21 protein-coding genes are annotated in these 20,142 nt (G+C 65.6%); 11 read left to right on the plus strand and 10 right to left on the minus strand.

Features of this window, described 5'->3' with window-relative positions; all coding sequences use genetic code 11:
* Window positions 1–146: 146 nt before the first annotated feature.
* The 3 genes from trxA to hutC all read right to left on the minus strand — a co-directional run bounded on the left by trxA (window position 147) and on the right by hutC (window position 1,918).
* The gene (gene trxA, locus LPB04_RS08370) at window positions 147–473 is read right to left on the minus strand and encodes a thioredoxin TrxA (RefSeq protein WP_193688236.1); all 327 of its coding nucleotides are present in this window, start codon (window positions 471–473) and stop codon (window positions 147–149) included.
* A 227-nt stretch (window positions 474–700) separates the two neighbouring features.
* Window positions 701–1,093, minus strand: coding sequence for a response regulator (locus LPB04_RS08375; RefSeq protein ID WP_193688237.1), 393 nt, complete (start codon window positions 1,091–1,093; stop codon window positions 701–703).
* Window positions 1,094–1,198: 105 nt separating this feature from the next.
* Window positions 1,199–1,918, minus strand: a complete 720-nt coding sequence (gene hutC / locus LPB04_RS08380; RefSeq protein WP_227496667.1) for a histidine utilization repressor — start codon at window positions 1,916–1,918, stop codon at window positions 1,199–1,201.
* 138 nt (window positions 1,919–2,056) lie between these two features.
* Between hutC and ada the strand changes: the two genes are divergently transcribed.
* Window positions 2,057–3,139, plus strand: a complete 1,083-nt coding sequence (gene ada, locus LPB04_RS08385; RefSeq protein WP_193688239.1) for a bifunctional DNA-binding transcriptional regulator/O6-methylguanine-DNA methyltransferase Ada — start codon at window positions 2,057–2,059, stop codon at window positions 3,137–3,139.
* 28 nt (window positions 3,140–3,167) lie between these two features.
* Here the strand turns inward: ada and bla are convergent, their stop codons facing one another.
* Complete coding sequence (gene bla / locus LPB04_RS08390) at window positions 3,168–4,034, minus strand: subclass B3 metallo-beta-lactamase (protein WP_193688240.1); 867 nt, start codon at window positions 4,032–4,034, stop codon at window positions 3,168–3,170.
* Window positions 4,035–4,177: 143 nt separating this feature from the next.
* Here bla and LPB04_RS08395 point away from each other — a divergent pair, with 143 nt between their 5' ends.
* The 7 genes from LPB04_RS08395 (at window position 4,178) to hutI (ending at window position 13,386) form a co-directional block, all read left to right on the plus strand.
* The gene (locus LPB04_RS08395) at window positions 4,178–5,842 is read left to right on the plus strand and encodes an amidohydrolase (RefSeq protein WP_193688241.1); all 1,665 of its coding nucleotides are present in this window, start codon (window positions 4,178–4,180) and stop codon (window positions 5,840–5,842) included.
* A 104-nt stretch (window positions 5,843–5,946) separates the two neighbouring features.
* Window positions 5,947–7,659, plus strand: coding sequence for a urocanate hydratase (gene hutU / locus LPB04_RS08400; RefSeq protein WP_193688242.1), 1,713 nt, complete (start codon window positions 5,947–5,949; stop codon window positions 7,657–7,659).
* A 23-nt stretch (window positions 7,660–7,682) separates the two neighbouring features.
* Window positions 7,683–9,233: a histidine ammonia-lyase gene (hutH, locus tag LPB04_RS08405; protein WP_193688243.1), complete on the plus strand. Its 1,551-nt coding sequence runs from the start codon at window positions 7,683–7,685 to the stop codon at window positions 9,231–9,233.
* Window positions 9,234–9,377: 144 nt separating this feature from the next.
* Window positions 9,378–10,166 (plus strand): N-formylglutamate deformylase, encoded by a 789-nt coding sequence (gene hutG, locus LPB04_RS08410; protein WP_193688244.1) that lies wholly within the window; start codon window positions 9,378–9,380, stop codon window positions 10,164–10,166.
* The gene (locus LPB04_RS08415; protein WP_193688245.1) at window positions 10,163–11,524 is read left to right on the plus strand and encodes a formimidoylglutamate deiminase; all 1,362 of its coding nucleotides are present in this window, start codon (window positions 10,163–10,165) and stop codon (window positions 11,522–11,524) included. The genes hutG and LPB04_RS08415 overlap by 4 nt, the downstream gene beginning before the upstream one ends.
* A 13-nt stretch (window positions 11,525–11,537) precedes the next feature.
* Window positions 11,538–12,149, plus strand: coding sequence for a HutD/Ves family protein (locus tag LPB04_RS08420; protein ID WP_227496668.1), 612 nt, complete (start codon window positions 11,538–11,540; stop codon window positions 12,147–12,149).
* On the plus strand, window positions 12,142–13,386 hold the full coding sequence (gene hutI / locus LPB04_RS08425) for an imidazolonepropionase (protein ID WP_193688246.1): 1,245 nt from the start codon (window positions 12,142–12,144) through the stop codon (window positions 13,384–13,386). The genes LPB04_RS08420 and hutI overlap by 8 nt, the downstream gene beginning before the upstream one ends.
* Window positions 13,387–13,477: 91 nt before the next feature.
* On the opposite strand, the gene LPB04_RS08430 is transcribed toward hutI, so the two are convergent.
* The 6 genes from LPB04_RS08430 to LPB04_RS08455 form a co-directional block, all read right to left on the minus strand.
* Entirely contained in the window at window positions 13,478–13,657 is a 180-nt protein-coding gene (locus LPB04_RS08430; RefSeq protein ID WP_193688247.1) for a hypothetical protein, read from the minus strand.
* Window positions 13,658–14,028: 371 nt separating this feature from the next.
* Window positions 14,029–14,526: a GNAT family N-acetyltransferase gene (locus LPB04_RS08435; protein WP_193688248.1), complete on the minus strand. Its 498-nt coding sequence runs from the start codon at window positions 14,524–14,526 to the stop codon at window positions 14,029–14,031.
* Window positions 14,523–15,461: a DMT family transporter gene (locus LPB04_RS08440; RefSeq protein WP_193688249.1), complete on the minus strand. Its 939-nt coding sequence runs from the start codon at window positions 15,459–15,461 to the stop codon at window positions 14,523–14,525. The genes LPB04_RS08435 and LPB04_RS08440 overlap by 4 nt, the downstream gene beginning before the upstream one ends.
* 114 nt (window positions 15,462–15,575) lie before the next feature.
* Window positions 15,576–16,022, minus strand: a complete 447-nt coding sequence (locus tag LPB04_RS08445; protein WP_193688250.1) for an outer membrane lipoprotein — start codon at window positions 16,020–16,022, stop codon at window positions 15,576–15,578.
* A 100-nt stretch (window positions 16,023–16,122) separates the two neighbouring features.
* Complete coding sequence (locus LPB04_RS08450) at window positions 16,123–16,578, minus strand: Mpo1 family 2-hydroxy fatty acid dioxygenase (RefSeq protein WP_193688251.1); 456 nt, start codon at window positions 16,576–16,578, stop codon at window positions 16,123–16,125.
* 56 nt (window positions 16,579–16,634) lie between these two features.
* A complete protein-coding gene (locus LPB04_RS08455; RefSeq protein WP_193688252.1) occupies window positions 16,635–17,585 on the minus strand; it encodes a LysR family transcriptional regulator in 951 nt (316 codons plus the stop codon).
* 183 nt (window positions 17,586–17,768) lie between these two features.
* On the opposite strand from LPB04_RS08455, the gene LPB04_RS08460 reads away from it, so the two are divergent.
* The 3 genes from LPB04_RS08460 to LPB04_RS08470 all read left to right on the plus strand — a co-directional run bounded on the left by LPB04_RS08460 (window position 17,769) and on the right by LPB04_RS08470 (window position 20,142).
* Window positions 17,769–17,951, plus strand: coding sequence for a hypothetical protein (locus LPB04_RS08460; protein ID WP_193688253.1), 183 nt, complete (start codon window positions 17,769–17,771; stop codon window positions 17,949–17,951).
* Window positions 17,948–18,808: an alpha/beta hydrolase gene (locus tag LPB04_RS08465; protein WP_193688254.1), complete on the plus strand. Its 861-nt coding sequence runs from the start codon at window positions 17,948–17,950 to the stop codon at window positions 18,806–18,808. The genes LPB04_RS08460 and LPB04_RS08465 overlap by 4 nt, the downstream gene beginning before the upstream one ends.
* Before the next feature lie 146 nt (window positions 18,809–18,954).
* On the plus strand, window positions 18,955–20,142 hold the full coding sequence (locus tag LPB04_RS08470) for an efflux RND transporter periplasmic adaptor subunit (RefSeq protein WP_193688255.1): 1,188 nt from the start codon (window positions 18,955–18,957) through the stop codon (window positions 20,140–20,142).

Below are 20,142 nucleotides of genomic sequence, written 5' to 3' on the forward strand. Positions count from 1 at the left end.
CCGTGACGGGAAGGTAAAGGTAGGGGAGGGAACGACGTGGAATAAATAAACTGCGTTAAACAACGTCAGGTTGGGAAGCGGCCGGAGCCGACCGGATCCCGTCCGGACAATGGCGGCAGTGCGGGCGCGCTGCCGCCGCTATGCGTTTAGATGTTGCTGTCGATGAAGGCGGTCAATTGGCCTTTGGCCAGTGCGCCGACTTTTTGCGCCGCCACGGCGCCGTTCTTGAACAGGATCAGGGTCGGGATGCCACGGATGCCGAACTGGGCTGGAATAGCCTGGTTGGCGTCGACGTCCATCTTCGCGATCGTGATCTTGCCGTTGTAGTCTTTAGCGACTTCTTCGAGGATCGGGGCGATCATCTTGCACGGACCGCACCACTCGGCCCAGAAATCGACCAGTACCGGAAGCTCGGACTTGAGCACGTCGGTTTCGAAAGAAGCATCGCTGATGTGTTTAATGTTTTCGCTCATGTTTTCCTCAAAGAGAGGTAAGGATCAATGTACGCCTGGAGACGACCGTGTTAAGGCGCGTCCGGCTTCCGCTTGTTGATAAAACAGCTGCAGCACAATGGTGGAGGCAAAGTGCGCGAACTCAATGGGAAGGGCGTCGGGAGGACGTCAGGCGGGGGATTTAGGCCGAATCATACCTTATTTTCCCAAAAAGTGTTCGGGCCTTTGTACAAAATCTTAACATACCCTCAGCACATCACCGCCGAGCGCAACTGGTCCAGGCCAATGGGCTTGCGGAAGATACCCGCCACGCGTAATCCGAGCACCCGCGCCAGTTCGCCGGCGGCATCGCGCACGCCGGAATCCATGCCCGACAGCAGGATCACGCCGCCGCGAAAGCCGCGTTCGGCTGCTGCCTGCAGGAATTCGATGCCGTCCATGTCGGGCAGGGCGAGATCGCAGATGAGGACGTCCGGGCCTTGCTCGGCGAGCGTGGACAAGGCGTGGCGGGTGCTGGCTTCGGTATAGACTGCACTAACCCCGATGGTATGCAGCATGTCTTTCAGCATCTCGAGCATGAAAGGATCGTCGTCGAGCACCAGCACGCGCGGCGGCTGGCTTGATGCGGCGAGGTCATTCATACAGTTGGTTCCGGCAAATTATTGACTGGCAGGGATTATGTGCGAGAACGGCTGTCCATGGCACATGTTGTACAAAATATTCTGTCCAGTATTAAGGCATTGCCTTCAGCCCACGCTGCCGTTGAACTGTATCAGGTGGCCCGGATGCCACATCGTGACGACCGAGGCCACGGCGCCGTGCGAGGTCGTCCTGCGTTTCAGCACGAGGCAGGGAGAACGGGCGTCGATGCCGAGCAGTTCCGCCACGTCGCGCGGCGGGGCCAGCGCCTCGAGGCTGTAGGTCGCGCCTTGCAGCGGGGCGACCGCCATCAGGTGTTCGTTCGGGGTGATGCTGGCAAAATCCTGTTCCAGGTAGGCCGGGGCGCAGGCCGGATTGACCCAGCGGTCCTCGAGCTGGATCGGGACTTCGTTTTCGAAGTGCACGATCAGCGAGTGAAACAGCGGAGCGCCCGGCGCCAGGCCGAACTGCAGCGCCAGGGCCTCGGTCGCAGGCGCTTCTTCAAGCAGGTGCAGGCGGCTGGCATGGCGGTGTCCGCGGGCGCGCACTTCGTCGGCGATGTTGCGGATCTCGACCAGGGTCGCCTGGTATTTGCGCGGCGCGACATAGGTGCCCGAACCCTGGCGGCGCGTGAGCACCTGTTCGGCGGTCAGCTCGCGCACGGCGCGGTTGACCGTCATGCGCGAGACGCCGAACTGCCGTACCAGCGCCTGTTCCGACGGCACCAGGTCGCCTTCCTTCCAGCGTCCGGTGGCGATTTCGCCGACCAGGTAGTCCTTGATGCGCTGGAAGATGGGGGTGCTCGCTTGCGCGCTGGATTCGTCCAAACTGCTCTCCGGAAGAGGATAATGATGAGGGTTGACTGCCCCCGATTCTAGCATCGCGAATTCGAAAGCAAGCGGCGGGGTGCCGATATGGCCTCCTGCTGGCAGGATGAAGCCATTCACCCATTCCGGACAAGTGCCATGAAGATCGAGACCATCGCCGAACCTTATGCCAGCCTTGACGCGCGCTGGGCCGCCGTGCAAAGCCGCGACCGCGCCGCCGACGGCGTTTTTGTTTATTCGGTGCGTACGACCGGCGTCTACTGCCGGCCCTCCTGCGGCGCCCGGCCCGCGCTGCGCGCGAATGTCGCTTTCCACGCCAGCTGCGCGGAAGCGGAAGCGGCCGGCTTTCGTCCCTGCCTGCGCTGCAAACCGGGGCAGCCGCCTTTGAGCGAACGCCAGGCCCAGCTGGTCGCCGAAGCCTGCCGCCTGATCGACGCGCAGGACGAGGCGCCCGATCTCGATGCGGTAGCGCGCGCAGTCGGCATGAGCCGCTTCCACTTTCAACGCGTCTTCAAAACGCATGCCGGCGTGACGCCCAAGGCCTATGCAGCGGCACGCCGGGCCGCGCGCGTGCGCGACGCGCTGGCGCAGGAGGGCAGCGTCACCGATGCCCTGTATGCGGCCGGTTTCAATTCCAGTTCGCGTTTCTATGCCGGGAGCGAAGCGATGCTGGGGATGGCGCCTTCACGCTTCAAGGCCGGCGGCGCGGGAGAAGCGATCCGCTTCGCGGTAGGTGCCTGTTCGCTCGGCGCGATCCTGGTCGCTGCCACCGAACGCGGCATCTGCGCGGTGCTGATGGGCAACGATCCGGAGCCGCTGGTGCGCGATTTACAAGACCGTTTCCCGAAGGCGCAGCTGATCGGCGCCGATGCCGGTTTCGAGGCGACGGTGGCGCAGGTCATCGGCTTGGTGGAGGCGCCGCGCATCGGCCTCGATTTGCCGCTCGACGTGCGCGGCACCGCCTTCCAGCAGAGAGTATGGGCGGCGCTGCGCGCGATTCCGGCCGGCGAGACGGTGAGTTATACCGAGCTGGCGCAGCGCATCGGTGCGCCGGCGGCAGTGCGCGCGGTGGCCGGGGCCTGTGCCGCCAATCCCGTAGCGGTAGCGATTCCCTGCCACCGCGTCGTGCGCAACGATGGGGGCTTGTCGGGCTACCGGTGGGGGATCGAGAGAAAGGCGGCGCTGATCGCGCGCGAGAAGGACGATACGGGCCGCGCCTGACCGCGGGGCCGCCGCGGCCCCCTACGAATTACTGCTTCGCCGCTTCCTGCGCCAGCGTCTTCGCCAGCCGCTTGCGGCCCGTGTCGGCGTAGGCGACGCAGGCCCCGGGATTGACGAAGGCGAGGTTACCGAGCTGCTTCTGCTTCGCCTGCCGCTCCAGCAAATCGCTGGCGTCCGGATGCGCCGTCACCAGGATGTCGCAGGGCAGCGCCGCCACGCGCGCAATCGAGCGCTCGATGTCTGCCCTGGCGGTCGGGTAGACCGTATTTCCGCTGTAACGGAAGCTGCCGGCGCTGATCGCATTCAGGCTGTCCGCATACACCATGCTCATCCCCTTGCCGTGTTCGACGGCCGTCCAGGTCCAGCTGATGCCGCCTTGCGTGTGGCCGGGCGTGTAATGCGCCTTGATCGACAGCGGCCCCAGCTCGACGGACTCGCCGTCGCGCACGCTGCGCACCGGAGAAACAGGGGTCATGTCCGGCATGTCGTTGGCGAATTGCGGGTCGCCCTTGTCGGCCTTGCCCGATTCCAGCACCGGTTTCGCGGCCGGGCTGGTGAGCACGGTGGCGCCGCTCAGCCGTTGCAGTTCCGCGATGCCGCCGGCATGGTCGAGATGCTCGTGCGAGACGAGGATGTAGCGGATGTCTTCCAGCTTGAAGCCGAGTTGGCGGATGTGCGCGGCAATCGCCGGGCCTGCCTTCGGGCTGGCACCATCGATCAGGATGTGGCCGGCGGGTGAGGTGATCAGCACCGAGCTCAGGCCCTCGGTGCCGACATAGTAGCTGTTGCCGTAGAGCTGGAACGGGTCTTGCGGCCCTTCCCACTCGGCCGCTGCGGCGAAGGAGGAGGCGGCAAGGGCGCACACGCAGGAGAGGACGGAGGCGATTCGTTTCACAAGGATTCCCATGTTCGTTGATTGGCTATTGCTCATCTGAAATCATAACGAAAAAACAGGTGCGCAGGGTGGCCGCCAGTGTCCAAGCCGGGTGGACTTCGCTACACTCATGTTTTGCATTTTATAAATGTCCAGGAGAGTCCATGCAGCCCACCCTCAAGCAGTGTTCCGCGTTCGTCCTTGCCGCTCTCGCTGCCGCCTGCGCGCAGGCGGACACGGCGATCGTCAACGCCAACGGCTACACGCTGAACGCCAAGGGTGACCTGGTGCAGTTCGCCGCGCTCGCATTCGACGACGGGGGCAAGATCCTGGCCGTCGGAACGAACGCCGAGGTGGCGGCCAAGGCGCCCGGTGCGCGCCAGGTGGACTTGCAAGGCAAGACCGTACTGCCGGGCCTGATCGACGCCCACGGCCACGTGTTCGGCCTGGGCCAGATGCTGACCCAGCTCGATCTGTCGGCCACGACCTCGCTGCAGGACGCCTTGAGGGCCATCGGCGACTACGCACGCGCCAATCCAGGCGACGGTTGGCTGCGTGGCCGCGGCTGGAACCAGGAAAACTGGAAACTGGGCCGCTTCCCGACCGCCGCTGACGTCGACGCCGTCGTCAGCGACCGTCCGGTCTGGTTCGAGCGGGTCGACGGCCACGCCGGCTGGGCCAACAGCCGCGCGCTGGCGGCGGCCGGCATCACCGACAAGACGCCGGATCCGGCCGGCGGCAAGATCATGCGCGATGCTGCCGGCCGCGCCACCGGCGTGCTGGTCGACGCGGCGAAGGAACTGGTCGTGAAAGTTCTGCCGGCCCAGACCGAGGCGGAAGGACGCAAGGTCCTCGACCGCGCGCTCGCCGAGATGGCGCGGGTCGGCCTGACCGGCGTCCATGACGCCGGCCTGGGCGTGGCGGAAGACCGCCTGTACCGCGCCTATGCGGACCAGGGGAAACTGAGCGCACGCATCTACGGGATGATCGGCGGCACCCAGGGCGACTTCGATGTGCTGGCGAAGAACGGTCCTGTTAAAACCTATGGCAAGGACATGTACGCGCTGCGTGCCGTGAAACTGTATTCGGATGGGGCGCTCGGCAGCCGCGGTGCGGCCCTGATCGCGCCCTACAGCGACGAGCCGCATTCGCACGGCCTGCTGTTCCACAAGACGGCCCAGATGGACGCGATGATGAAGAAGGCGATGGCGCGCGGCTACCAGGTCAACGTGCATGCAATCGGCGACGCCGGCAACCACCAGATCCTCGACATCTACCAGAAGGAAGTGGGCGCAACGAAAAGCGCAGCCCAGCGCCACCGCATCGAGCACGCCCAGGTCGTGACGCAGGCCGACATCGTGCGCTTCAAAACGCTTGGCATCATTCCGTCGATGCAGCCGACCCACGCCACTTCGGATAAAAACATGGCGGAAAGCCGCGTCGGCCCCGAGCGCATCAAGGGCGCCTACGCCTGGCGCAGCTTCCTGCACCAGGGGTCGCGCATCGCCTGCGGTTCCGACTTCCCGGTCGAATCGCCGAATCCCTTCTTCGGCATCCACGCGGCCGTCACGCGCCAGGACGCGTCGGGCCAGCCGATTGCCGGCTGGTATCCGAACCAGGCGATGTCGCTAAAGGAAGCCTTCCGCTGCTTCACGCTTGACGCAGCCTATGCGGGCCATGCCGAAAACAGCTTAGGCTCGCTGGAGCCGGGAAAATGGGCCGATTTTATCGTCGTCGACCAGGACTTGTTCAAGGTCTCGCCCTACGACATTTATAAAACCGGCGTGTTGCAGACCTGGGTGGGCGGCAAGGCGGTGTATCAACGGTAAGGCATGACAAAATGGATTGACTGGCTTGTATAGACAACTTAGACTCCGAGCATGTCAGGGTGGACGGAAGGCCGTTCGCCCGTCCTTCTCTCCCAGGAGCTGCCATGACCCAAGAATCGCCCCGAGTTGATGTCGATCCCCGTTTCGATCCGACGCGCAGCATCCGCGCCCCGCGCGGCACCGAGCTCAACTGCAAGAGCTGGCTGACCGAAGCCGCCTACCGCATGCTGCAAAACAACCTCGACGCCGAGGTGGCCGAGGACCCGCAGCGCCTGGTCGTGTATGGCGGCATCGGCCGCGCCGCGCGCAACTGGGAGTGCTACGACCAGATCCTGGCGAGCTTGCGCACCCTGGAAGACGACCAGACCTTGTTGATCCAGTCCGGCAAGCCGGTCGGCGTGTTCCAGACCCACGAAAACGCCCCACGCGTGCTGCTGGCGAATTCGAACCTGGTGCCGAAATGGGCGAACTGGGAGCATTTCAACGAGCTCGACCGCAAAGGCCTGTTCATGTACGGCCAGATGACGGCCGGCAGCTGGATCTATATCGGTACCCAGGGCATCGTGCAGGGCACCTATGAAACCTTCGCCGAAGCGGGCCGCCAGCATTTCGAGGGCGACTGGGGCGGGCGCTGGATCCTGACCGCGGGCCTGGGCGGCATGGGCGGCGCGCAGCCGCTGGCGGCCAGCTTTGCCGGCGCTGTTTCGCTGAACGTCGAATGCCAGCAGAGCAGCATCGATTTCCGCCTGCGCACGCGCTACCTCGACAAGCAGGCGCGCGATATCGACGACGCCCTGGCTCTGATCAAGGAGCACACGCATAAACGCGAAGCGATTTCCATCGGCCTGCTCGGCAACGCCGCCGACGTGCTGCCGGAACTGGTGCGCCGCGCCCGCGCGGGCGGCCTGGTGCCGGACCTGGTGACCGACCAGACCTCGGCCCATGACCTGATCCACGGCTACCTGCCGCAGGGCTGGACGGTCGAAGAGTGGAAGGCGGCGCAGGCCGACCCGGCGCAGCATGCGCGTTTAAAAGCTGCCGCGGCGGCGTCGTGCGCGGTGCACGTGCAGGCCATCCTCGACTTCAAGGCGCTGGGCGCCTACGCGGTCGACTACGGCAACAACATCCGGCAAGTGGCGCTGGACGAAGGCGTCGAGAACGCCTTTGATTTTCCCGGCTTCGTGCCGGCTTACATCCGCCCGCAGTTCTGCGAAGGGCGCGGACCCTTCCGCTGGGTGGCCCTCTCGGGCGACCCGGAAGACATTTATAAGACGGACGCCAAGATCAAGGAGCTGTTCCCGCAGCACGCGCAGGTGCACCGCTGGCTCGACATGGCGCGCGAACGCATTGCCTTCCAGGGCCTGCCGGCGCGCATCTGCTGGCTGGGATTGGGCGAACGCCACCTGGCCGGCCTCGCTTTCAACGAGATGGTCCGCACAGGCGAACTGAAAGCGCCGATCGTGATCGGGCGCGACCACCTCGACACCGGTTCCGTCGCCAGCCCGAACCGGGAGACCGAGAGCATGCGCGACGGTACCGATGCCGTCTCCGACTGGCCGCTGCTGAACGCCATGCTGAATACCGCAGGCGGCGCGACCTGGGTCTCGCTGCACCACGGCGGCGGCGTCGGCATGGGTTATTCCCAGCATTCCGGCGTCGTCATCGTTGCCGACGGTACCGACGCCGCCGCGAAACGCCTGGCGCGCGTGCTGGTCAACGACAGCGGCTCGGGCGTCATGCGCCATGCCGATGCCGGCTACGAATCCGCGATCGCCTGTGCCAAGCGCACCGGCCTGAATCTCCCGATGATCAAGTAAAAGTAAAGTAAAAGGCAGTCAACATGAAACACGAAGCACACCATGGCTGGTCCCTGCAACCCGGCGCCCTGACGCTGTCCGACCTGCGCGCGGCCTGGGCCAGCCATTTCCCGATCGCCCTCTCGCCCGAGGCCGCGGCGCCGATCGCGGCGTCGGCCGCATTGGTAAAAACCATCGTCGACAAGGGCGATCCTGCCTACGGCATCAACACCGGTTTCGGCATCCTGGCCAAGGCCCACATCCCGAACGACCAGCTGGAGCAATTGCAGCGCAACCTGATCCTGTCGCACGCGGTCGGCACCGGCGAACTGATCTCGGATGCGGTCGTGCGGCTGATCCTGCTCACTAAAATCGGCAGCCTGGCGCGCGGCTATTCGGGCGTGCGCCCGGTCATCATCGACACCCTGATCGCGCTGTATAACGCCGGCGTGATGCCGGCCATCCCAAGCCAGGGTTCGGTCGGTGCCTCGGGCGACCTGGCGCCGCTGGCGCACATGACCCTCGCCATGCTCGGCGTCGGTCCGGTGCGCTATCGTGGCCAGGTCATGGAAGCAAGCGCAGCCCTGGCGGCGGCCGGCATCGAACCGGTGACGCTGGCCGCGAAAGAGGGCCTGGCCCTGATCAACGGCACGCAGGTCTCGACCGCACTGGCTTTGCATGGCCTGTTCATGGCCGAGCGCCTGGTGGAAGCGGCGATGGTGACCGGTGCGCTGTCGGTGGACGCCGCGCGCGGCAGCGACGCGCCCTTCGATGCCCGCATCCACGCGGTGCGCGGCCAGCCGGGGCAGATCGCCGCGGCTGCCATCTACCGCGAGCTGGTCGCGGGCAGCGCGATCCGCGCCTCGCACCTGGTCGGCGACGAGCGCGTGCAGGACCCGTACAGCCTGCGCTGCCAGCCGCAGGTGATGGGCGCGGTGATGGACCTGGTGGCCAATGCCAGCCGCACCCTGCTGATCGAGGCGAACGCCGTCACCGACAATCCCTTGTTATTCCCCGAGGATGGCGACATCCTCTCCGGCGGTAACTTCCATGCCGAGCCGGTCGCCTTTGCCGCCGACACGCTGGCGTTGGCCATTGCCGAAATCGGCGCCCTGGCCGAACGCCGCATCGCGCTGCTGATCGACGCGAATCTGTCCGGCCTGCCGGCCTTCCTGGTGCGCGAGCCGGGCCTGAATTCGGGCTTCATGATCGCCCACGTAACGGCGGCCGCGCTGGCCTCGGAAAACAAATCGCTGGCCCATCCGGCCAGCGTCGACAGCCTGCCGACCTCGGCCAACCAGGAAGACCATGTCAGCATGGCGACCTTCGCGGCGCGCCGTCTGGACCAGATGGCGCACAATACGGCGGTTATTGTCGGGATCGAACTGCTGGCGGCGGGGCAGGGGATCGAGTTCCACCGGCCCCTGGCCAGCTCGGAACACCTGGAGCACGTGCACGCGCAGCTGCGCAAGCGCGTCGCGCCTTTCGATGCCGACCGTTTCTTCGCACCCGACATCGAAGCGGCGCGCCAGATGGTGGTCGATGGCGAGCTGTCGGCGTCGTGCAAGGAGTTGTTCGCAGTACTGCACCCATAGGAACCTCGATAAACCTACTGCGCGTCGTAGGTTCGGTCTGCGATGCTCGCTGTACATTCGTACAGCTGTGCTTCTCGACCAAACCTACTTCCGCTCGCTACGGTTTCTCGAGGTCCCTGTAAACTAATTTCAACAGGAGTCGTAATGGATTTCCGGTTCAAGACAGGCGACGCGCCGATGCTGCTCTCGATGCCCCACGTGGGCACCGACATTCCCGACGAGGTGGCCGCGCACATGGCGCCGTGCGCGCTGGCGAAAGCGGACACCGACTGGCACCTGGCCGAACTCTACGCATTTGCGGACCGCCTCGGCATCTCGACCTTGAGTGCCCGCTGGTCGCGCTATGTCATCGACCTGAACCGGCCGCCCGAGAATACGAACTTGTATCCGGGCCTGGACACGACCGGTCTCTGCCCGGTCGATACCTTCGGGCGCGAAAGCCTGTATCAGGAGGGGCGCGTGCCGGATCAGGCCGAGGTGGCGCGGCGCCTGGAACGCTACTGGCGCCCGTATCACACCCAGCTGCGAGCGGAGCTGGCCCGTTTGCTGGCGCTGCACGGACGGGTGGTGCTGTGGGATGCGCATTCGATCGCCTCGCACGTGCCGCGCTTCTTCGAGGGCCGGCTGCCAGACCTGAATTTTGGGACTGCCGAGGGTAAATCCTGCGATTCGGGTCTGGAAAATGCCGTCCTCAAGGTGGCACGTGCCCAGGACCGCTTCAGCATCGCGGTGAACGGCCGTTTCAAGGGCGGCCACATCACCCGCTTCTACGGCCAGCCGAAGGAGGGCGTCCACGCGATCCAGCTCGAGATGTGCCAGTGTTTATATATGGACGAGGCGCCGCCCTTCGCCTACCGGCCTGAAGTCGCGGCCGAGGTCCAGCCGCTCCTGAAGGACATGATTGGCGCAGCGTTGGCCTGGGTGCACACATGAACGCCCTGTTTGCGCGCCACGCGCTGCTGCCGGATGGCTGGCAGGGCGACGTGCTGATCGAATGGGATGCGCGCGGCGACCTGACACGGGTGCAGCCCGGTGCCCGTCCGCCGATCGGCGTGCCGCGCGCCGATTACGTGGTGCCGGGCATGGTCAACCTGCATTCGCACGCGTTTCAACGGGCGCTGGGCGGCCTGACCGAAAAGGCCGGAGATGGACCCGACAGTTTCTGGACCTGGCGCGAGCTGATGTACCGCTTCGCCGCCCACATCACGCCCGAGCAGGTGGAAGCCATCGCGGCCCAGCTGTTCTCCGAATGCCTGCGCCATGGCTACACGGCGCTGTGCGAATTTCACTATATCCAGCGCGATCCGGCAGGAGACATGTACGCGCGGCCCGCCGAGATGGCCGAACGCGTCGCGGCCGCCGGCCAGCAGGCCGGCATCGGGCTGACCATGCTGCCGGTCCTGTACAGCCACAGCGGCTTCGGCGAACAGCCCCTGAAACCGGAGCAGAAGCGCTTTCAAACGGATGTCGAGACCGTGCTGCGCATCGTCGAAGCCCTGGAGCCGCTGCGCGGCGGCCAACTGGAAGTCGGCGCGGCGCCGCATTCGCTGCGCGCGGCCGGCATCGAACAAATCCGGGCGCTGGCGGCTGCGCTGCCGCGCGAACGCCCGCTGCACATCCACATCGCCGAGCAGCAGGCGGAAGTCCGGCAAAGCCTGGACTTCTGCAGGCAGCGTCCGGTCGAATACTTGTTCAACCAGCTCGCCGTCGACGCGCGCTGGTGCCTGGTGCATGCGACCCACCTGAACGAGGGGGAGCTGGCGCAGCTGGCCGCCAGCGGCGCCGTTGCCGGCCTGTGCCCGACGACCGAAGCCAACCTGGGCGATGGCTTGTTCCCGCTCGGCGAATACCTGGCGGCGGGCGGGCGCTGGGGTATCGGCAGCGACAGCCACGTGTCGCAGAGCCCGGTCGAAGAACTGCGCTGGCTCGAGTACGGCCAGCGCCTGGTGCACCAGCGCCGCAATGTCGCCGCCACGCCAGCGCGGCGCGACGTGGCATTGAACCTGTGGCAGGATGCACTCGGTGGCGGCGCCCAGGCGGCCGGGCGGCCGGTCGGGGCGTTGGCGCAGGGGCGGCGCGCCGACCTGCTGGTGCTCGATTGCTCCCATCCGAACCTGGATGGCGTGTGCGAGTCCGATGTGCTCGGCCGTCTGGTATTCTGCGGTAACGACAACCTGGTGCGCGACGTGCTGGCCGGCGGCCGCTGGGTGGTGCAGGGCGGGCGCCACATGGCGCAGGAAGCGATCGGGCGCCGCTACCGGCAAGCCATCCAACGATTGCGCGAAGTATAAGCATGAGCGAGGCATGAGCATGAATATCCTGATTCCGTTTGCCGGCCTGTCGGCAGTCCCGTGGAAGAACGGCGGCGGCAGCACCACCACGATCGCGATCGGCCCGCCCGAGGCCGGCTTCGACGACTTCGACTGGCGGGTCAGCCTCGCCACGATCGCGGAAGACGGTCCCTTTTCTCGCTTCCCCGGCGTCGACCGCACGCTAGCGCTGGTCGACGGCCACGGCATGACGCTCGATATCGACGGCAGCGAACGCGTGATCATCTGCGAGAGCGGCCCGGTGCTCGCCTTCGACGGCGATTCGGAAGTCAACGCCAAGCTCAATCGCGGCCCGACCACCGACTTCAACGTCATGACCCGCAGCGAGCGCTGCTATCACCAGTTCGGCCGCCGCCGCCTGGCCGGCAAATCGCGTTTCGTCGCGCGCGCCGACCTGACCCTGCTGTTCCTGGCCGAGGGCGATACCCTGGAAATCGCCAGCGACGCCGAGCGCATCAACATGGTGCGCTACGACGCCGTGCTGTTCGACCCCGGAACCATCTGGTCGATCGAGGCGAACCAGGCGGTGATCTTCATTGTCGACATTTTCTATTACAACGAGGACGAGGAATACGAAGATGAGTGAGCGCCACGGGCCGCGCTATGACGCGGTGTTTGCGAACGTGAACCTGGCCACGATGGTCGAGGGCTTCGGCGAAGTCAGGGATGGCGCGATCGCCGTGCACCACGGCCGCATCGCCTGGCTGGGCCCGCGCCGCGAGGCGCCCCGTGCCGCCGTCATCCACGACTGCGACGGCGCCTGGCTCACGCCCGGCCTGGTCGACTGCCACACCCACATCGTCCACGCCGGCAACCGCAGCGACGAGTGGGAGGCGCGCCTGGAAGGTGCCAGCTACGAAGACATCGCGAGAAATGGCGGCGGCATCATGTCGACCGTGCGCGCCACCCGTGCCGCGAGCGTGGTCGACCTGCTGCGCGAAAGCGCGCCGCGCGTCTCGCAACTGCTGGCCGAAGGCGTCACCACACTCGAAATCAAATCCGGCTACGGGCTGAACCTGCAGGGCGAAGCGAATCTGCTGCGCGCCGCGCGCCGTATCGGCGAACTGCTGCCGGTGAAGGTGCGCACCACCTTCCTCGGTGCGCATGCGCTGCCGCCGGAGTTTATTGACCGTCCCGACGACTACATCGCCGAAGTCACCGAACGCATGCTGCCGCTGCTGGTGAAAGAAAACCTGGTCGACGCCGTCGACGCCTTCTGCGAGCGCATCGGTTTCAGTTATGACCAGACCGAACGCGTGTTCGCCGCCGCTCGCAAGCTCGGGCTGCCGGTGAAACTCCACGCCGAACAGTTATCGGACCAGCGCGGCGCCGAACTGGTGGCGCGCTACCGCGGCCTGTCGGCCGATCACCTGGAACACGTGACGCCGGCCGGCGTCGCCGCCATGGCCGCTGCCGGCACCGTTGCCGTGCTGCTGCCCGGCGCCTGGTACTTCCTGCGCGAGACGCAGGCGCCGCCGATTGCCGCCCTGCGCGAAGCCGGCGTGCCGCTGGCGGTCGCCTCCGACTGCAACCCCGGCACCTCACCCTTGAGCTCGCTGCTGCTGGCGATGAACATGGCCTGCACCTTGTGGCGCCTGACGCCGCGCGAGGCCCTGCAAGGCGCCACGGTGAACGCGGCGCGTGCGCTGGGCCTGCAGGACCAGATCGGGACGCTGGAAGTGGGCAAGCGGGCCGATTTTGCGCTGTGGGACATCAAGCGGCCGGCCGAGCTGGCGTACGCGATCGGGTTCAATCCCTGCCAGGCGGTCGTGAATGGCGGCGTGATGCGGGCGCGGGATGTGGAATTGCCGGCGGGGTTTTAAGGCAGTTGCGCGGTAGCGGGCGGAACGAGCGGCCGTCCAGCTTGATAAAACCGTTCGGCGCGGGCGGATGCCTGTCGCCTGCGCGACATCGTCACAGCGACTGCAGCTTCGACAGCGTCGCCGACACAGCCCGGTGCAGTATCCGCTCCGCATGGAAATCGTTCTCGCGCTGGGCGGCGATGTGTTCCAGGCTGCGCTTGTAATTATCCAGGCGCGAGCGCAGCCAGGCCTTGTAGAGCCGCGCGGCAATCGGTTTCAGACTTGGTTTCATGAGCTCCCCTTGTGTGAAGACCACATTGTCGCGGACGCCCATTTGTTGCATTTGTGATCACTCAATCGTGCCACACCCCTGCGAGCGTCCAGCACAGGCCTCACGGCGGCGTTGCATCGTCTCGCCCTGAGGCCTGTGTCAGCCGCTCGAATCATTGAGCAGGGTCAATTCGCCCAACTCCAGCTCGGTAATTATAGGTACCAGACAATCCGTAAGAGAGGTAAGCAATTGTAAGAACAACGGCTCCCGGCGATCTCACGCGGCTATAGTGAAATCGTTGATTTCCAGTCTCCCCTCCCCATTGACTCAATGGGTTCGCCCACGGCACCTCCCGGTCCCGTGGGCTTTTTATTGCCGGGCGATTTGGTTGATCAATCCGCGCGGCGCGCCAGGTGATCGAGCGCCTCGCCGGTGACGCGGCAGATGCGCCATTCCGGCAGGATCTCGGCGCCCATGGTCTGGTAAAAGCCGATGGCCGGCTCGTTCCAGTCCAGCACCGACCACTCGAAGCGGCCGCAGTTGCGCTCCACGGCGAGCTGGGCCAGCTTCGACAGCAGTGCGGTGCCGTAACCCTTGCCGCGGTGCGATTGGCGCACGTACAGGTCTTCGAGGTACAGGCCCTTCTTGGTGAGGAAGGTCGAGAAGTTGTGGAAGAACAGGGCAAAGGCGACAACTTCGCCGTTTTCCTCGCCGACGATCGCTTCGCAGGCCGGACGGGAGCCGAACAGGCCGTCGTGCAGCAGCTCTTCGGTGGCGACGACCATGTGCTCGAGTTTCTCGAACACGGCCAGCTCGACGATCATCGAGTGGATATGGGTGACGTCGGCAGGTTCGGCGGGACGGACGGAAAAATGGGTGGAAGCGGTCATTGGATTTCGGTTGCGTTGTTCAAAGTAACGGTGTGCACGGGTTTGGCTGCGGGTGCGAGCAGGGCCCAGGCCACGCTGCCCAGGCACAGCAGCATGCCCAGGAATTCGACGGGACCGGGACGGTAATGTTCGAGTTGGATGGACAGCAGCACCGACAGCACCGGCGTGATGACGCCGATGTAGACGGCTTTCTGCGGCCCGATGCGGTTGATCAGGGTGAAATAGGCGAGGAAGGCGATCACCGAGCCGAAGATCGACAGGTATAACAGGCCCAGGGTATACGAGAGGGTCGGCGGCAACACGAAGCGCTGGCCGGTCAGCAGGACGTAGACGGCCACCAGCGCCGTTCCCCAGAACATCGACCAGGCGGTGGTCAGCATCACGTTGCCCGACTGTTCGCGCACCTTGCCGACGACGATGCTGCCGGCCGAGCTGGCAATCGTTGCGACCAGGGCCAGGATGACGCCCAGCAGGAAATGCCCGCTGCCGCCCGCCTGCACGTCGCGCCAGGCGGCCCCGATCGAATGATAAAAAAGCAGGGCCACGCCGCCGGTGGCGACCGCGCCCGCGCCCCAGGTGCGCGCCGCGATCGGGGTGCCGTAGAACACGCGGCCCAGCACCGGCGTCCAGAACACCATCAGCGCGAACAGCACGGCCACCAGGCCCGAGACCACGACTTCCTCGGCCTGGTAGGTGCAGATGTACGACAGGCCGAAGGTCGCCATGCCTTGCAGCATCAGCCACTTCTGGGTGCGCCAGGGCAGCTGCAGTTTGACACCGCGGCCGATGCAGATGGCGAACAGTACGCTCGATGCCAGCGCGAAGCGGTAGACCACGGACACCGCCGGCGGGACCTCGCCCAGCTGCAAGGTAATGGCAAAGAAGGTCGAGCCCCAGATGAGCGAGGCAATGGTAAACAGGGCGGAAGAAGGCATCGCGGAAGTATACGTGCTTTCCCCGTTTCCTGCCGTCTACGAATTGGAAAAACACGGGCGCACGGCGGGGCTGGCGCCCCCGTGTGGCGAGGCCGCATCAACCGGGAGGCGCGCTCAGTGCGTCACACGCGTCATGTAGCCATTGCTCAGCAGGCGCACCCGCTCGCCGGGGCGGAACAATTCGTCGGCGGCCTGGGTGACGGCGCGCAGCTCGCCGCTGTCGAGTTTGACGGTGATTTCGAAACCGGGACGGTTGTTGGCGCCCGCCTCGACCCGCTGGCCGATCAGTCCGCCTGCAATGGCCCCGACGATGCCCATCGCCGCCGAGCCATTGCCACGGCCGGCCTGGGAGCCGGCCAGACCGCCCAGCGCCGCGCCGCCCATCGTACCGACGCCAGACTCCGGATTGACGATGACGACATTGCGCACCGACTCGACCGTGCCGGTGCGCACGACTTGCTCGTTCTGGGTCTGGTAGGCGCGGTAGACATTGCCCGACTGCGGCGTGCTGGCGCAGCTGGCCAGCAGGGCCGCGATGATGACGAGGGAATCAGCTTTCATGACGGCCTCCGGGAAACGCACTGCGTTTTCGAAAGCTTACTACTGGAAGGCGGGCCGCGCCGCACACGTCGTTGCGGCGAACCGACTCAGTAGGCCAGATTCAATAGGCGAGATTCAGGCGCCGGTACAGGAAGCCCAGCACGAACAGCGGCCCGACCAGCAGGAAGCGCAGGTCCTCGAGAAACGACGGTTTCTTGCCCTCGATCTTGTGGCCGATGAACTGGCCGATCCAGGCGACGACGAAGACGGCGATCGACAGCGGCAGTACCGTCATCGGCGGCATCGCGGCCAGGATCGCCAGCATCAGGATAGACATCGCCAGCATGCCGACCGCGAACGGCTTCGACAGCTGCAGGTAATACCACATCGCGCCGGCCACGGCGGCCAGGGCGACGACCGGGTGCAGCGCCCACAGGATGCCGAGCAGAGAGAAGACGATCACCGGCACGCAGACGAAGTGAATCAGTTCGTTGGTCGGATTGCGATGGCTCTCGCTGTACTGGGCGAGCAGGGCGTCGATGTTGCGCGTGTTGTGCGACTGTGCGGTCTGGTCCATGGGCGTCTCCGGCCGAATTGTTATGCGAAGATTCTACACCCGTTACGGCCGCGAAATCAGGCGGTAAGGCTGGCCGCCGGCGCGACTGCCGGCTGCGCGCCGAGGCGCATCTGCGGGTGATTCGCGAACACCTCGGACACCCATTCCACGAACACGCGCACCTTGGCCGACATGTGGCGGTTCTGGGGGTAGACGATGTGCACCGGCAGCGCATCGCTGACCCAGTCCGGCAACACCTGCACCATGCGTCCTTCCTCGACGTGGCGCATCAGGAGGTAATCGGTCATCTGCACGATGCCCAGGCCCGCCAGGCCCGCCTGCACATAGGTGTTCGAATCGTTCAGGGCGATCACGCCCGGCATCGGCACCTCGATCCGCTCGCCGTCGCGGTTGAAATCCCAGTCGTAGACTTTACCCGTCTTGGCCGAAAAATAGTTGACGCAGCGGTGGCGGACGAGATCGTTCGGATGCTGCGGCATGCCGTAGCGCGCCAGGTAGGCGGGGGAGGCGGCGGTGACGAAGTTGATGATGCCGACCCGCCGCGCAATCAGGCTCGTGTCCAACAGGGGCCCGCCGCGCACGGCGCAGTCGACGCCTTCCTCGACCAGGTCGATCGGCCGGTCGGTGCTGCCCAGCTCCAGTGTGATGTCGGGGTAGCGCTCGAAAAACGAGGGGAGCGCAGGCACCAGAATCTCGCTCGACAGTCCGGTCGGCGTGTCCACGCGCAACCGGCCGCTCGGGTTGATACGCATGCGCGACAGCGACTCCTCGGCTTCGCGCACGTCCGACAGGATGCGCACGCAGCGTTCATAGTATGCGGCGCCGTCCGAGGTGACGGTGACCATGCGCGTCGTCCGGTGCAGCAGCTTGGCCGAGAGCGAGGCTTCGAGGGCCTGCACCAAGGTCGAGACGCTCGCCTTCGGCAGGTCGAGCACCTGCGCGGCGCGCGTAAAACTGCCGGTATCGACCACCTGGACGAACACTTCCATCGCCTGCAGCTTGTTCATATACCGCCTCTTTAATCCGTTCTTAAGCTTATTGTTCGGGAAATCCGAACAATGGATTCGCAAATGCCATCTTTATCAGATTGTAGATGATGTCTATAGTGTCCGTACTGGAGCATCAATGACGTGGCAAATCGGAGCAGCAGAATGAACATTCGGAACATTCGGGGAACGCGGGACAGCATCGTGGCAACGGTCGCACTGGCGATCAGCACCGTGGCGATGGCGAGTGTCGTCGGCAGCGGCGCTTATGCGCAGGCGGCCGGTGCCGAAGCGCGTGGCATGCATGCATTGTCGACCGTGATGTCGCATTCCCTCTGCAACGAGAACCCGACCCTGGCCGCCGTTTCGCCGGAGGTGACGCCATGAACGACCGTCTCGATGTGGCGAACGCCATCGCGGACGAGGTCCGGGTGCGCGAACTGGAAGTAAGCGGAGAACAAGGCTCTTTGAAGGCGCGCCTGTACGCCGCCGGCCCCGCCAAGACCAGGCGCGATACCCTGGTCGTCTTCTTCCACGGCGGCGGCTTCGTTGCCGGCGACCTCGATGATGCCGACGGCTTCCTGCGCCACCTGGCCGGCGTCAGCCATACCCCGGTCGTGCTCGCATCGAACTACACGCTGGCCACCGTGCGCCCCTTCCCGGCCGCGGTCGAGGATGCCCACGCCGTGCTGCTGTGGGCCAAAAAGAACAAGACCAAGCTTGGCTGGAACGGCAAGCATCTGCTGGTGGCCGGCATCGAGGCCGGCGCCAATCTCGCCGCCGTCTGCGCCCTGATGTCGCGCGACCGCGGCGCACCGAAACTGGCCGGCCAGATCCTGCTGATGCCGATGCTCGACCCGGGCCTGTCGACCTGCTCGATGCGCGAAATGCCGCAGTGTGCCGACAAAGCCAGGCTGGCCGACAGTTGCGCCGCCGCCTACCGCGGCTATCTGCCGAACGCGGCCGACCGTACCCACCCGTACGCGTCTCCGCTGCAATCGAGCCGCCTCAAGAATTTGCCGCCGGCCTTGATCCTCTCGGCCGACGACGACCCATTGCGCGACGAGGCCGAAGCTTACGGCGCAAAACTTGCCAGCTTCGGCGTGCCGACCACGGTGCGCCGCATGCTGCCCGCCCCGCAAATGGCGGACGACCGTAACGAATGCGCCTGCGAACAATCGGCGCTGGTCGAAATTGCCGACTTCATCGCAAGTCTCGAGGAGCAGGGGGCTCCTCCAGCCTGAGTCAGCACCTTTCCTGATTTTCCACATTCACTGAACTGGACAACCGCGCCACCCGGCGCGGCGGGGCCCGTTTTTTCCTGTGATTCGTCATGGGCGGGACGGGTGTCGCCATCTTTTTAACATTCTCACAAGAAAAAGGGGTCAACATGAGAAACCTGACACAACTTTCAAGCGCGGCCAAGCCGCTGATCGCTTCATTGGCAGCGGTCGGCCTGATCGGGCTCTCGCTCGCCGGCTGCGACAACGCGACCGGCAAGACTGCCGCGCCGGCGGCGCCAGGCGCGCCGCCGGTCTCGGCCGCCATCGTGCTGGAAAAGCCGATCGCCGAGACCCAGGAATTCTCCGGCCGCCTGGAAGCGATCGAACGGGTCGAGATCCGTCCGCGCGTCAGCGGTTTCATCACCGCTGTCAACTTCAAGCCGGGCAGCGAGGTGAAAAAGGGCGACGTGCTGTTCGTGGTCGACCCGCGTCCCTACCAGGCCGAAGCCACGCGTGCCCAGGCCGCCGCCGCATCGGCCCGTGCCAAGGCCGATCTCGCCAAACGTGAACTGGCGCGCGCCGAGAGCCTGATGGCCGATAAAGCCATCGCCCGCCGCGAGTTCGACGAAGCCGCCGCCAGCCAGAAGGAACTCGAAGCCAATGCCGGCGCCGCCCAGGCCCAGTACGAAGCGGCGCGCCTGAATCTCGCCTATACCCGCATCGTGTCGCCGATCGACGGCCGCGTCTCGAAAGCCGAGATCACGATCGGCAACCTGGTCGACGCCACCGCGGTGCTGACCTCGGTCGTCTCGCTCGAGCGCATCTACGCCAGCTTCGACGGCGACGAGGACACCTATCTGCGCGTCGGCGCCAAGGCGCGGGACGGCGCGCCGGTGGCGGTGCGCGTCGGTCTCGCCAACGAAGAGGGCTTCCCGCATGAAGGAAAACTCGAATTCGTCGACAACCAGCTCGATACCCGTACCGGCAGCGTGCGCATGCGCGCCGCCTTCGACAACAAGGATGGGGCGCTGGTGCCCGGCCTGTTCGCCCGCGTCCAGCTGGGGGCAGCAGACAGCCGCAAGGCGGTCGTCATCAACGAGCGGGCAGTGGGCACGGACCAGAGCCGCAAGTTCGTGTTCGTGGTCGGCGCCGACGGCAAGGCCGAATACCGTCCGGTGATCCTGGGCCCGGTGGTCGACGGCCTGCGCGTGGTGCGCAGCGGCGTGAAACCGGGCGAAAAAATCGTCGTCAACGGTCTCCAGCGCGTGCGTCCCGGCGCACCGGTGGCGCCGCAGATCGTCCCGATGGACAGCGCAGCGCCAGTGGCTTTGGCTGCTGCGAACGTGAAGGAATAA

The sequence above is a fragment of the Massilia litorea genome, assembly GCF_015101885.1.
In the GTDB taxonomy this organism is placed as follows: domain Bacteria; phylum Pseudomonadota; class Gammaproteobacteria; order Burkholderiales; family Burkholderiaceae_D; genus Telluria; species Telluria litorea.